Source organism: Allosphingosinicella vermicomposti (genome assembly GCF_003012815.1).
Lineage (GTDB): Bacteria > Pseudomonadota > Alphaproteobacteria > Sphingomonadales > Sphingomonadaceae > Allosphingosinicella > Allosphingosinicella vermicomposti.
Window position 1 is genome coordinate 512,073 of sequence record NZ_PXYJ01000002.1, and the last position, 12,507, is coordinate 524,579.

The following is a 12,507-nucleotide window of genomic DNA, read 5'->3' on the forward strand; positions in this document are numbered from 1 at the left end:
AGACGCCCGCGCGGGAGCAGGTTGGATTAGAAGCTGAAACCGGCCGACAGCTTGTAAGTCCGCGGCGGGCCGTCCGTGCCATAGGCATTGAAGTTCCGCTCGCCGGTCCGGCTGTTGAAGCTGTTATAGTTCCGGTCGTTGAACAGATTGATGATGTCGGCACGCAGCCACACCCTCGTTTCGTTCGTAACGAACGGGAGGTTTATGTACTTGGTGAGCGCCACATCCATCTGACGATAGCCCCACAGGTCGCCATTGCCGTCGGTTTCGACCGCAACGACGTCGCGCGAAAGCGGCTGCCCCGCCGTCGACACGATCTCCTTGAGCCATTTCGGCGAGGCAATCTGGAACTTCGCTGCGAACGTCAGGTCTTCCATCACGTCGACCGTCCCGGCCATTACGAAGCGGTGATTGCGCACGCCGGTGGACGGACGGAAGGGATAGTCGTCCATTGACGGGAAATCGAGGGAGAAGACCTCGTTGAACTGACGATTTTCCTCAGCATCCGTATAGGTATAGGTTGCGTCGATGCTCCACGGCGAAGCCGGAGTGTAGCGTTTGATCAGCTTCAGATAGACGCTGTCCGCGCGCGTTTCGATGCCATTGTCGCCAATGATGATCGAACCGAAGGGGCTCGGCGGATTGCCGAACGGCGAGTCCGCATTGCCGGTCGCGGGGAAGAAGCTGCCGTCCGGACGGCGGTTGCCGAGCAGATAAGCAAAGCCGTCATGGCTCGCCACGTGCGAATAGCCGAGTTCGAGATCGACAAGGTCGAAATTGCCGCGCACGCCCAGGCTGAACTGGTCGGAATAGGGCATCTTGAGGTCGTTGTTGATGAAGCGAAGCTCGCGGCCTGCACCAACCGGGACGCTTGCAATCAATTGCTCGCGACCCTCCGGCGTCAGGTAAATCGGGTTCCAGGCGATGCAAGTCGCGCTCGGCGTGCAGACATTGTCCGGATCGCCAAGGAAGTTGAAGGTCCGGCCCGCATAGACACCCTGACGCAGTTCCTGCTGAATGAAGTCGAACTGAGTCCGGTCATAGGACCGGCCATAGCCGCCGAACAAAACAAACCGGCCATCTTCGTCGATTTCGTAGGAGAAGCCGACACGCGGCTGGAACGCACCGGTGAAAGCCTTTCGTTCGCTCCCCGTCGAGATGTAGTCGTTAATGTCATAGTCGGCATTGACGAGGTTCGGATAGTTCGCGGGCGAAACCGCAGCAACCTGAGCCGGATCATGCTCATAGTTCAGGAAGGCCGGGGTCCGCTCATAATCCCAACGAAGGCCGAGGTTCAGCGTCAGGCGATCCGTAACGTCCCAATCGTCTTGAACGTAAATCCCGAACTGGAAATTTTTGGAATCAATGCTTGGATCGGCGTCACCGATCGGCGCGCTGAAAGTCAAACGATACGGAATTTCATCGTTGAAAGGCGCGCCGGCCGGATTGTTGATATTGTAGATAAACAACGGGTTCGTGTTGTTACGCTCGTCGGCGTTCAACGTAATCCACTTCGCCTTTACGCCGGCCTTCAGCGTATGACCTTCAAAGCCGGTAAAGGTGAAGTCGTTCGACACCTGCCAACCGTTCTGCCCCTTATTCTGGAAGTTGCTGCCAGCGCCGAAGCGAAGGATATCGCCGCGACGTACCGAAGCGCCTTCCCGTAGAACCGCAGCGAACAGGGTCGTGTTGCCATTTTGGAACGGACGGGGACGCCAGTATACATCCTCATAGGCGACCTTGAAGTCATTGACCCAATTTTCGGCTGTATGCTCCCAGCGCGCGACACCGCGCCATTCCTGAACATCCGTTATGCTGCGCGTTTCGTAGGCATTGAACCCACTGTTGAACTGGTCACCATTTTCGTCGCGAAACTTGACGGAAAATTCGAACATGTCGTTCGATGTGGGCGCGAAATTGAGCTTTCCGAAATAGAGGTTCTCGTTAAACTCTTGGTTCTGCGGCCCGAAGAAGCCCTGATATTCGGACGGGAAGAATGTGATCGGCAGATCAAGGCCCGGCTCCACATCTCGCGGATTGATCCGGCGCTTACCTTCATATGTCACGAAGAAGTGGAGGACATCCTTGATGATCGGGCCGCCCAATGCGCCGCCGAACTGAAGATCCTTGGTTTCAACCTTACCCGGATTATTGCCAAAAATCTCGATCGGGCGAGCGGCACGGAGATCCTGATTCGTGAAATCGACGAAACCCTGGCCGTGAAACTCGTTCGTGCCCGACTTCGTCACTGCCGTGATCGCGACAGAGCTTACCTGATCGAACTCCGCTTTGTAGTTCGAGCTGATGACGCGATATTCGCCAATCGCAAGCTGCGGGAACGGATTACCTTGCGTAGAATCCTGGCCAGTGACGCCATTCTTCAGCACATAATCTTTTTGGCCCACGCCATCGATGAAAACGTTGATACTGCTGCTGTTCTGCGCGCCGCCCTGAAGCCGCGAATTGCCAGACTCATCCGTGATGAACTGCACACCCGGCGCAAGATCGGCGAAAGCGAGGAAGTTACGATTGTTCTGCGGCAGCTGCTCGATCAGGCGCTGCGTGATGGTAGTACCCACTTCGCCGCCTTCCATGCCGCGAAGACGGGAGCCGGTGACGACGATGTCGCCGCTCTCAGTTTCCGTTGGAGCAGGCGCATCGGCGCCGCCGGTCGAAAGATCGAAATCGAGTTGCGCGTTCTGGCCGACGGTCAGCGTGAAAGGATCGGTCTGGCGCGTGCCGCTGCTGGTAACGATTTCCAGGCGGTATTCGCCAGGGCGAAGCGACGGCAGGTTATAGGTGCCGCCAGCAGAGACGGTCGCGACGCGGCGGTAGTTGGTGCCGGTTTCGATCGCGGTCACGCCGACAACATTGACACCTTCGTCGGTGGCGACATTGCCGCGTAGCGACGCGTTGCTGACCTGCGCATGCGCCGGAACGACGGCTACGGCCGACATGGTACCGGCAAGCAGCAAAGCGGCTGCCAGCTTCGTTGCGCGGATTGATTTCGGTTGGATTGAAAGAGACATCTTAACTCCCCCAGCATGGCAGCATCAGTGCTGCCTTGTTGTTGCGGGAGGCCCCATATTCTCTCTCGGGATCGCTTCCCAGTAAAATCGTGCGCCTAATTTTAGTGCGCGTCCACCCTTTCAATCGAAAAGCTGAACCATGTGTCACCTTCGCAACATATATCGTTCATGATCAAAGGGTTTGCCCTTGTGCCGAACCACGCCTTGATCATCCCTCCCCCCCTTCGCTAGAGCTACTCCGCAGGCCGCGCCCCGGCCCAGTTTTTTACATTTATTGGAGGACGTGAAATGAGGGGGAGCAATCCTAATATCGGTATGCGGATCGGCGTTTGTCTGGCCGCCCTCGCTTGCGGCCTCGCGCCCATACCGGCCGCCGCACAGGATGCGGGGAAGCCCACCGCTGCGCAGACCCTCTACGCGCCCGATGCAAAGATGGACCGCTTCATTTCCGACCTCATCGCCAAGATGACGCTGGATGAAAAGATCGGTCAGCTTACCCTGTTCACCAGCGACTGGGACGTCACCGGTCCCACGATGCGCGAAGGCTATAAGCGGGACATCGCGGCTGGAAAAGTCGGCGCGATCTTCAACGCTTACACCGCCAAATATACGCGCGATCTGCAGAAGGTCGCGGTCGAGCAGACCCGGCTCAAAATCCCCCTGCTATTCGGCTATGACGTGATCCACGGCCACCGCACGATCTTCCCGATCTCGCTCGGTGAGGCCGCGACCTGGGATCTCGAAGCGATCGAAAAGGCCGCGCGTGTTTCGGCCGTCGAAGCATCCGCCGAGGGTCTCCACTGGACCTTCGCCCCAATGGTCGACATCGCCCGCGATCCGCGCTGGGGCCGCGTGTCGGAAGGCGCAGGCGAAGACGTCTATCTCGGCAGCCTGATCGGGGCCGCCCGCGTGCGCGGCTTCCAGGGCAAGGATCTGAAGGCCACCGACACCCTGCTCGCCACCGTCAAGCATTTCGCCGCTTATGGTCAGGCGCAGGCGGGCCGCGACTATCACACGACCGACATGTCGGACCGCGAATTGCGCGACACCTATCTGCCGCCGTTCAAGGCGGCGCTCGATGCCGGCGCGGCCTCGTTCATGACCTCGTTCAACGAACTGAACGGCATTCCTGCCACGGGCAACACCTATTTGCTGACCGACATCCTGCGCAAGGAGTGGGATTTCAAGGGCTTCGTCGTCACTGATTATACATCGATCAACGAGATGGTCCCGCACGGCTTTGCGCGCGATGAGGCTCACGCAGGCGAACTCGCCGTCAATGCGGGCGTCGATATGGACATGCAGGGCGCGGTGTTCATGAACCATCTGAAGGCATCGGTCGAAGCGGGCCGCGTCGCGCCCGCGCGCATCGACGAAGCCGTCCGCGATGTCCTTGAAATGAAGTATCGCCTCGGCCTGTTCGAAGACCCCTATCGCTACAGCAATGAAAAGCGGGAAAAGGCCGCCATCTACAACCCCAAGCATCTCGAGGCCGCGCGCGACGTCGCTCGCAAGTCAATGGTGCTGCTGAAGAATGACGGCAACGTCCTGCCGCTCGCCAAGACAGCGAAGTCGATCGCCCTCATCGGCCCCCTTGCAGACAGCAAGGAAGACATGATTGGCAGCTGGTCCGCCGCGGGCGACCGCAAGGAAAAGCCGGTGACCGTCCTTCAGGGCCTGCGCGAAAAACTCGGCAAGAATGCCGCGATCAACTTCGCCAAAGGCGCGAGCTACGAATTCAACGCTGGCGACAGCACCGATGGTTTCGCGGACGCGATCGCCGCCGCGCAGAAATCGGACATGATCGTCGCTGTCATGGGCGAGAAGTGGGACATGACCGGCGAGGCCGCGAGCCGCACCGATCTCGACCTTCCCGGCAATCAGACCGCCCTGCTCAAGGAATTGAAGAAGCTCGGCAAGCCGATCGTCCTCGTCCTAATGAGCGGCCGTCCCAATTCGATCGCATGGGAAGCGGAGAATGCCGACGCCATCCTCCACGCCTGGTATCCGGGCACGATGGGCGGCCATGCGGTGGCAGACGTGCTGGTCGGTGATTACAACCCGTCGGCCAAGCTGCCGATCACCTTCCCCCGCAATGTGGGACAGGTGCCGATCTTCTACAACATGAAGAATACCGGCCGCCCGTACACGGCGGACAAGCAGGGTCAGAAATATCTGTCCCGCTATCTGAACACGCCCAATTCGCCGCTTTACCCGTTCGGCTACGGTTTGAGCTACACGACCTTCGGCTATTCGCCCGTGACGCTCGACAAAGCCTCCATCCGCCCGGGTGAGGCGCTGACCGCAAGTGTAACGGTGACCAACACCGGCAGTCGCGCCGGCGAGGAAGTGGTTCAGCTCTACGTCCAGGATCTGGTCGGATCGGTGACGCGGCCGGTACGCGAACTGAAGCGCTTCGAGAAGGTGATGCTGAAGCCGGGCGAAGCGAAGACCCTGTCGTTCAAGCTTAGCGATAAGGATCTCGCCTTCCATCGCGCCGACATGAGCTACGGCGCGGAGGCGGGCGACTTCAAACTCTATGTCGGCACCTCATCCGATGCCACCAACCAGGCGGCGTTCACGCTCGCCGAATAAAGATGGATGCCCCGGGCCGCGCGGCTCGGGGCTAATCCTTTAGAAACGGTAGTCGTTCAGTTCGAAATTGTAGATTTCGCCGTTCTTGGCGAAGCAGGTGAACGACTTGATGCCGCTGCCGCTGTCGACATTGCCGAGATCGACGACGCCGCGCACGCGGTAAACGCCGTCGCGGCGATCGACATCGGTGATGTCGCGGACGCGGGCATCGTCATAACCGGCGCCACGTTCGGCTTCGTTGGTGCAGGTGTAGACCGCATCGCGCTTGGCGCGGTCGCGGCTGTCATAGCCGTAACCATAACCATAATCGTCGCCGCTATCGCTCTTTGCAGCCGAAGCGATGGCCGCGATGCCGCCGATCAGCAGCAGGCCGCCGATGACGTCGCCTGCAGTCAACTTGTCGTTGCGATGATGATGGTTGCCCCAACGCCCCCGCGCTTCGGCCGGTGCGGCCGCGGCACCCGCCAGGAGCGCCGCCGCCATCACACCGCTCATCGCCTTACCGAAAATCCCCATATCGTCCTCCATGGCCGTTCATTCCGGCCCTGAAAACAAAATGCGCGCGCAAGACTTTCTGCGGGCTGAACGGGATTTTCAGCCCGGATTAGCCCGCCGAGCGCGAGGCGCGCTTGCGTTCGTGCGGGTCGAGATGGCGCTTGCGAAGACGGATGCTCTTGGGCGTCACTTCGACCAGCTCGTCATCCTGAATGTAGGCGATCGCCTGTTCCAGCGTCATCTTGCGCGGCGGAGTGAGGCGGATGCCTTCGTCCTTGCCCGACGCGCGGAAGTTGGTGAGCTGCTTGGACTTCAAGGGATTGACCTCGAGATCCTGCGTCTTCGCATTTTCGCCGATGATCATGCCCTGATAGAGCTTCTCATTCGGGGAAACGAAGAGGATGCCGCGCTCTTCCAAAGCATTGAGCGAATAAGCCACGGCCTCGCCCTGCTCCATCGAGATAAGCACGCCGTTCTGACGGCCGCTGATCGGACCCTTATGGGGACCATATTTCTCGAACAGGCGGTTCATGATGCCGGTGCCGCGCGTGTCGGACAGGAATTCGCCATGATAGCCGATGAGGCCGCGTGAGGGCGCTGAGAAAGTGAGGCGCGTCTTGCCGCCGCCCGAGGGACGCATGTCGGTCATCTCGGCCTTGCGGAGCGACATCTTTTCGACAACCGTGCCGGAAAATTCATCGTCCACGTCGACGACGACGGTTTCATACGGCTCTTCGCGGCCGTTCGGGCCGTCGCGGAACAGCACGCGCGGGCGGCTGATTGAGAGTTCGAAGCCTTCGCGGCGCATGGTTTCGATAAGCACGCCAAGCTGCAATTCGCCGCGGCCCGCGACTTCATAAGCCTCGCCGCCCTGGGTTTCGGTGACGCGGATCGCGACATTGGTTTCGGCTTCACGCTCCAGCCGGTCGCGGATGACGCGGCTCTGGACCTTGTCGCCTTCCTTGCCCGCATAGGGGCTGTCGTTAACCGCGAAGCTCATGGCGAGCGTCGGCGGATCGATCGGGCGGGCGGGAACCGGCTCGGTCACGCCCGGCGCGGCGATGGTATTCGACACGGTCGCCTTGGTGAGGCCGGCGATGGCGACGATGTCACCCGCCTGCGCGCTTTCCACCGGCACGCGCTCCAGGCCGCGGAAGGCGAAAACCTTGGTCGCGCGGCCCGCTTCGACGTCATTGCCGTTCACGTCGATCGCCTTGATCGGCATGTTGAGGTCGAGCTTGCCGCTCTCGATCCGGCCGGTGAGGATACGGCCGAGGAAGGGATCGCGATCGAGAAGGGTCGCGAGCATCTTGAATTCGGCGCCGGTATCGAGGCCCGGCTCCGGCACATGGCCGACGATCTTTTCGAAGAGCGGCGTCAGGTCGCCCGAGCGCACGTCGTCGGTGAGGCCCGCATAGCCGTTGCGGCCCGACGCGTAGAGAACCGGGAAATCGAGCTGTTCGTCATTCGCGTCGAGCGAGAGGAACAGTTCGAACACTTCGTCCAGCACTTCCGGCGCGCGGGCGTCCGGACGGTCGATCTTGTTGACGACGACGATCGGACGAAGGCCAAGGCCCAGCGCTTTGCCGGTGACGAACTTGGTCTGCGGCATCGGCCCTTCCGCGGCGTCGACGAGCAGGATCACGCCATCCACCATGGAAAGGATGCGCTCCACTTCGGCGCCGAAATCGGCGTGACCCGGCGTATCGACGATGTTGATCCGCGTCGGCTCACCCTCGCCGCCCGTCCATTCGATGGAGGTGCACTTGGCGAGAATGGTGATCCCGCGTTCCTTTTCGAGATCGTTCGAATCCATCGCGCGCTCTTCCACGCGCTGATTGTCGCGGAAGGTGCCTGATTGGCGGAACAGCTGATCGACAAGGGTGGTCTTGCCGTGATCGACGTGGGCGATGATCGCCACGTTGCGGAGGCTCATGAATCTATCTTTCGGGTAAGGAATTTCGCCGCGCCTATACGCATAATATTGCGGCGCAACAAGGGCAGGATCGTGTTGGACGCCGTCGAGGGGAAGTTGATGAAATTGATGCTGTGGCGAAGTTTTCGCGGGTCGTAAACTTGGGTGGTCTGGAAGAGCGATGTGGTGCGTGACAGGATCGATACGTCCGGCATGCCCTCGCCATCGCAGATTCAGGCCGTGTAGGAAAACTTTTCTTACGGGGCAGATTACTGACCGTTCCAGCATTCGGCGCCAATTCGGTAGCAACCTTTTTCATTCCATTTGCGGACGTTTGGAATCTTCGTAGGATCATTCATCCATGCTCACAGCTATGAGCGTCATGTGGCTTGAGGGAAAGATGTTGGAATTGAAGATTGGGAAGCCGGATGGCGCGATGGACTGGCTTACGTTTGTATCGTCGCTCGTCGGGTCGGTTGCTTGGCCTATAGCAGTATTCGCAATTGCCCTTCTATTCCGAGTGCAAATTAGGCAGTTGATTAATCGTATCAAGAAGCTATCGATGGGCGATAATTCGGTAGATTTTGGCGAGAAACTGGATGAGGCCGAAGCAGAAGTTGTAACGGTAATTCCTGAGGGAGCCGCACCCGCACCAACTGCGTTACCCCTGCCCAACCAGCGCACCCAGCAACTTATTGCGTTATCGCCAGCAGCTGCGGTCTTGGATTCGTGGCGCGTGATTGAACGCAAGACGCTCAAGATGGCTGAGCCATTTTATACAGCTGGATCGCCAAATCGCGATGGCAAACGGGTGATTACTTTTCGTGGTGCGGTGAAAACTTTGTTCGAAATTGGGATGATCACGAGCAGCACCTACACCTTGCTCCTCGACCTTCAGCAACTTCGCAATGCGGCCGCGCATTACGATGACGTATCGAGGGCAGATGCAATACGATTCACGACCTTAGCAGAGGAGGTGCTGCGCTTCTTGGATGGGTCAGACGTAATGCCGGACAAGCCCGATGTTTAAGCAATAAACACGATTATCAATCGCCGATTACAAGCATTGGCCATGTGTCGCTAACCATACATTCGGCTCTAGAAGCTCTATCTTCACCGAAGGTCCGTGCCTCCCATTAGCACCGCGCTTCTGTCCTGCCTCCTCTCTGCGAAGGCATCAGCATAGATGGGGAACGGCACGCCAACATGAATGTTCTACGGCCATATTCATTGGCTATAAACGCCTCAAGGCTGCGTGCCGGTGTGGTTCGAAGGGGACAGTTGCGTGCTTATCTTCCTTATTCTGGCTCAGGCCGCAGCATCCCCTCCCGACATCGAAATTTCCGCGAGCGTTCGCGCGCGATCGTTGACGATATCGAAGCGTGGTGATGCGGCGCTGACGGTTCGAACCGATCCGGAGGGTGCCAATATCGTCGATGTGAGGGCGCCGAAGGCGAACGGACGCAAGACGATCAAGAATGTTTCCGCCACTGTCCACGCAGAGGGGCGGATCGCCGATCCGGGGGCACGGACGGAACATGCATCGCCGCAGTGACGCTGCGGTTATAACAGGGAGAAGAGTATGCGTTATGTTGCGATTGCGGCGATGGCCGCTGCCAGTGTGGCTTTCACCTCGCCCGCCATGGCCCAGAGCCGCAAGAGCGCGCCTCAGCCGTCCCAGCTGGCGATCCAAGCGACGTCGGGCGGCGAACAGCCGGACGTGCTGCTCGACGTTCCCAATCTGTCGGTCGACGAACTGACGGTGGAGGTCGATAATCTGGAGGCGCATATCTCGCTTGATGCGCGTCTGGCGAACCTTCTGAAGCTGACGGCGGGCGCGGACGTCAATATCGATAACGTGAAGATCCAGCTGAAGGGCGTGAAGGCGCAAGCGACGTTGGTCGTCCGCCTCGACAATGTACGCGCGATCCTGGAGCGCACGCTCCAGACGCTGGACAACAATCCGCAGATCATCACTCAGCTGCTTTCGACCGTGGACAATACGGTCGACACCGTGGGCGGCGTCGCGAACAACGCCCTGCCGGTCGTCGGCGGCGTTGCGAACAATGCGGTGAATACGGTCGGGGGCGTTGCCGGTAACCTGCTCCAGAACGGCCAAGTTCTGGACCTCGCCAAGGCGAGCCTCACCGAACTTTCGCGCACCGTCAACGCAACCGGCCAGACGGTCCGGCAGGTGCGAAGCAGCACGGGGCAGATTCTGGAAGTGGTCACGGATAGCGCCAACCGCATCGTGTCTTCCCGCGCCGTTCGATAATCGGATGGGGCCGGAGCGAGCGTTCGCCCGGCCCCGCCTTCCAATGAAACCCGGATCGGGTGCCGCCGCCGACGCGGCGGTCTAACCGATCGCGTCGATCCAGGCCGGTAGGTCGGCAAGCTGAGTAAGCTGGCGGAAACGCGCATGATCGGATGGCGCGGTCGCTTGCTCATGGCTCCACGCCAATTCCTGCGGAATGAAGGCGGCCCAGGCGCCTGCGTCCAGCGCGGGGAGGATGTCGGAGCGCATGGAATCTCCGGCCATGATCGCGCGGTCGGGGACGACGCCGTAGCGGGCGAAGAGGGTTTCGAAGGTTTCGCGCTTCTTGTCGCTGACGATCTCGATGCCCGAGAAGCGGTCGCCAAGGCCGGAGGCGGCGAGTTTGGCTTCCTGGTGGAAGAGATCGCCCTTGGTGACGAGGATGAGGCGGCCGCGGTCGGCGAGCGCGTCCAGGGTATCCTCGATCCCGTCGAATAGTTCGACGGGATGGGCGAGAAGTTCACGCCCCGCGGCGAGAATGTCCGCGATGACGCGCGCGGAAACGTCGTCACCGCCCAGCTCCAGCGCGGTTTCAATCATCGAGAGTGTGAAGGACTTGGCGCCGTAGCCGTAGAGCTTGAGGTTACGAATCTCGCAGGCCTCCAGCGCTTCCTGCGCGACATTCGCCTCGGCAAAGGGACGGAGCATGTCGACCAGCGCCTGCTGCGTGGCATCGAAGAAGCGCATATTGTGCCAGAGCGTGTCGTCGGCATCGAGGCAGATAAGTTCAATCGGCATGGCCGTCCGTTAGCAAAGGCGCGCGCCGTGATCCATCACTCGAGGCGGGAGCGGACGACGTGCCCGCTCCCTGCACAGGCTTACTTGACCGCGGCGACCTGCGCCATGATCGCCTTCCAGTCCGCCATGTAGAGCGCGGCGAGCAGGCGCGACGCGCCGAGTGTCTCATCGGCGGTTCCTTTTTCATGACCGGCAGCGAGTTTAGTAGCGCCAACCTCCATGGTCAGGAGCTGCAATTGGGACGGACGCGCGGCCCGATCGAAGAAATCGGGATTTTTTACCAGCGACGTGTAGGTATCGTCATCATAGGTTTCACTGTTCGTCACCGTCACCGGCCGGGTGGAATTGACGAGGAAACCGTCATAGTTCCGGCCCTTCTTTTGAACCTGAACATTGTTGTAGGTGCCCATCAGCTCAACTTCGTCGCTCTTGAGCCGCCTGAGCTCACCATTGAACGTGATGGTCAGGAACGTGACGTCGTTGCTCTTCGTAAAATAGCGGCCATTCGTCTGGGTTGTGGCCGGACTGGAAAGCACCAGCGGCGCTGCGCCGATCAGCAAGGTGGCATAGGGGCGACCGGAGCCATCTTTGGTGATGTTGATGGTGGACGAAAGGCTCGATCCCTTGATGTCCCGCAGCGGCGGCAAGGCATAAAGCGCGTCGTTGATGATGTTGAGCTTGCGTTCGATCAGGGCGATTTCGGCCTTCGGCACGGCGCTATTGTGGACGTTCAGCACCGGCTTCCTGGTGATAAGGCCGGGCGCTCTCTCGTCATCGGTCTTCCCCTTGGTGGTTCCCGGTGGGTTGTTGCGCCAGAATTTGACGAGGTAATGATAAGGGAAGGACTTGCCGTTTTCGAAGATGCCGGATTTCGTGAAATCCTGCGCGACCGCGGCGGCGGGCACCGTCAGAATGAGAGCAGCCGCAAGGGCGAGCGTTTTACGAAGAGACATGATGGCCGTTCCCCAAAGTTGAGACTTTGAGTGTCGCTCTAGAGAGGGAAATGACGCTTGCCGTGTCCGATGCGACAATATCCTGCATTTGCTCGACTAAACCGAAGATTGCGGGGCGGGATCGGCACAACAGTCTGGCAGGCGCGTTTTCGATCCCGAAGGAGAGAGGCGATGCCCCGAGGCGACAAGAGCAGCTATACCGACAAGCAGAAACGCAAGGCCGAGCATATCGAGGAAGGCTATGAAGATCGCGGCGTTCCCGAGAAGGAGGCCGAGCGGTGCGCATGGGCGACGGTGAACAAGGAAAGCGGCGGCGGCAAGAAATCGGGTTCGGGCCGGGGCAAGGCCGAAAGCCATGCTTCATCCCGCAAGGGCGGGCGGAAGAGCCAGTCCAGCCGCACCCACGCCGATCGTTCGGCTGCGGCGAAGAAGGGTTGGGAAACGCGGCGGAGGAAGGCGTCTTAGCGG

Annotated in this window: 11 protein-coding genes; 5 read left to right on the top strand and 6 right to left on the bottom strand. The window is 59.9% G+C overall.

Annotated elements, in window-relative coordinates; all coding sequences use genetic code 11:
- Nucleotides 1-26: 26 nt before the first annotated feature.
- Entirely contained in the window at nt 27-3,029 is a 3,003-nt protein-coding gene (locus C7I56_RS08315) for a TonB-dependent receptor (protein WP_106640103.1), read from the bottom strand.
- Nucleotides 3,030-3,317: 288 nt separating this feature from the next.
- Between C7I56_RS08315 and bglX the strand changes: the two genes are divergently transcribed.
- Complete coding sequence (gene bglX, locus C7I56_RS08320) at nt 3,318-5,624, top strand: beta-glucosidase BglX (protein ID WP_199792363.1); 2,307 nt, start codon at nt 3,318-3,320, stop codon at nt 5,622-5,624.
- 39 nt (nt 5,625-5,663) lie between these two features.
- Here the strand turns inward: bglX and C7I56_RS08325 are convergent, their stop codons facing one another.
- The 3 genes from C7I56_RS08325 to C7I56_RS08335 all read right to left on the bottom strand — a co-directional run bounded on the left by C7I56_RS08325 (nt 5,664) and on the right by C7I56_RS08335 (nt 8,249).
- Nucleotides 5,664-6,140 (bottom strand): hypothetical protein, encoded by a 477-nt coding sequence (locus C7I56_RS08325; RefSeq protein ID WP_207789943.1) that lies wholly within the window; start codon nt 6,138-6,140, stop codon nt 5,664-5,666.
- Nucleotides 6,141-6,228: 88 nt separating this feature from the next.
- Nucleotides 6,229-8,055 carry a translational GTPase TypA gene (gene typA, locus C7I56_RS08330; RefSeq protein ID WP_106640105.1) on the bottom strand — a complete coding sequence of 609 codons (1,827 nt, stop codon included), beginning with the start codon at nt 8,053-8,055 and terminating at the stop codon, nt 6,229-6,231.
- Nucleotides 8,052-8,249, bottom strand: coding sequence for a hypothetical protein (locus C7I56_RS08335; protein WP_106640106.1), 198 nt, complete (start codon nt 8,247-8,249; stop codon nt 8,052-8,054). The genes typA and C7I56_RS08335 overlap by 4 nt, the downstream gene beginning before the upstream one ends.
- Nucleotides 8,250-8,395: 146 nt before the next feature.
- Between C7I56_RS08335 and C7I56_RS08340 the strand changes: the two genes are divergently transcribed.
- The 3 genes from C7I56_RS08340 to C7I56_RS08350 all read left to right on the top strand — a co-directional run bounded on the left by C7I56_RS08340 (nt 8,396) and on the right by C7I56_RS08350 (nt 10,309).
- A complete protein-coding gene (locus tag C7I56_RS08340) occupies nt 8,396-9,064 on the top strand; it encodes a hypothetical protein (RefSeq protein WP_106640107.1) in 669 nt (222 codons plus the stop codon).
- A gap of 255 nt (nt 9,065-9,319) precedes the next feature.
- Nucleotides 9,320-9,589: a hypothetical protein gene (locus tag C7I56_RS08345; protein WP_158703057.1), complete on the top strand. Its 270-nt coding sequence runs from the start codon at nt 9,320-9,322 to the stop codon at nt 9,587-9,589.
- 27 nt (nt 9,590-9,616) lie between these two features.
- Complete coding sequence (locus tag C7I56_RS08350) at nt 9,617-10,309, top strand: hypothetical protein (protein WP_199792364.1); 693 nt, start codon at nt 9,617-9,619, stop codon at nt 10,307-10,309.
- 81 nt (nt 10,310-10,390) lie between these two features.
- On the opposite strand, the gene C7I56_RS08355 is transcribed toward C7I56_RS08350, so the two are convergent.
- Together C7I56_RS08355 and C7I56_RS08360 are read right to left on the bottom strand one after the other, a co-directional pair.
- Nucleotides 10,391-11,086 (bottom strand): HAD family hydrolase, encoded by a 696-nt coding sequence (locus C7I56_RS08355; RefSeq protein WP_106640109.1) that lies wholly within the window; start codon nt 11,084-11,086, stop codon nt 10,391-10,393.
- Nucleotides 11,087-11,166: 80 nt separating this feature from the next.
- A complete protein-coding gene (locus C7I56_RS08360) occupies nt 11,167-12,039 on the bottom strand; it encodes a hypothetical protein (RefSeq protein WP_106640110.1) in 873 nt (290 codons plus the stop codon).
- Nucleotides 12,040-12,210: 171 nt separating this feature from the next.
- On the opposite strand from C7I56_RS08360, the gene C7I56_RS08365 reads away from it, so the two are divergent.
- Nucleotides 12,211-12,504: a plasmid stabilization protein gene (locus C7I56_RS08365; RefSeq protein ID WP_106640111.1), complete on the top strand. Its 294-nt coding sequence runs from the start codon at nt 12,211-12,213 to the stop codon at nt 12,502-12,504.
- Nucleotides 12,505-12,507: the final 3 nt, after the last annotated feature.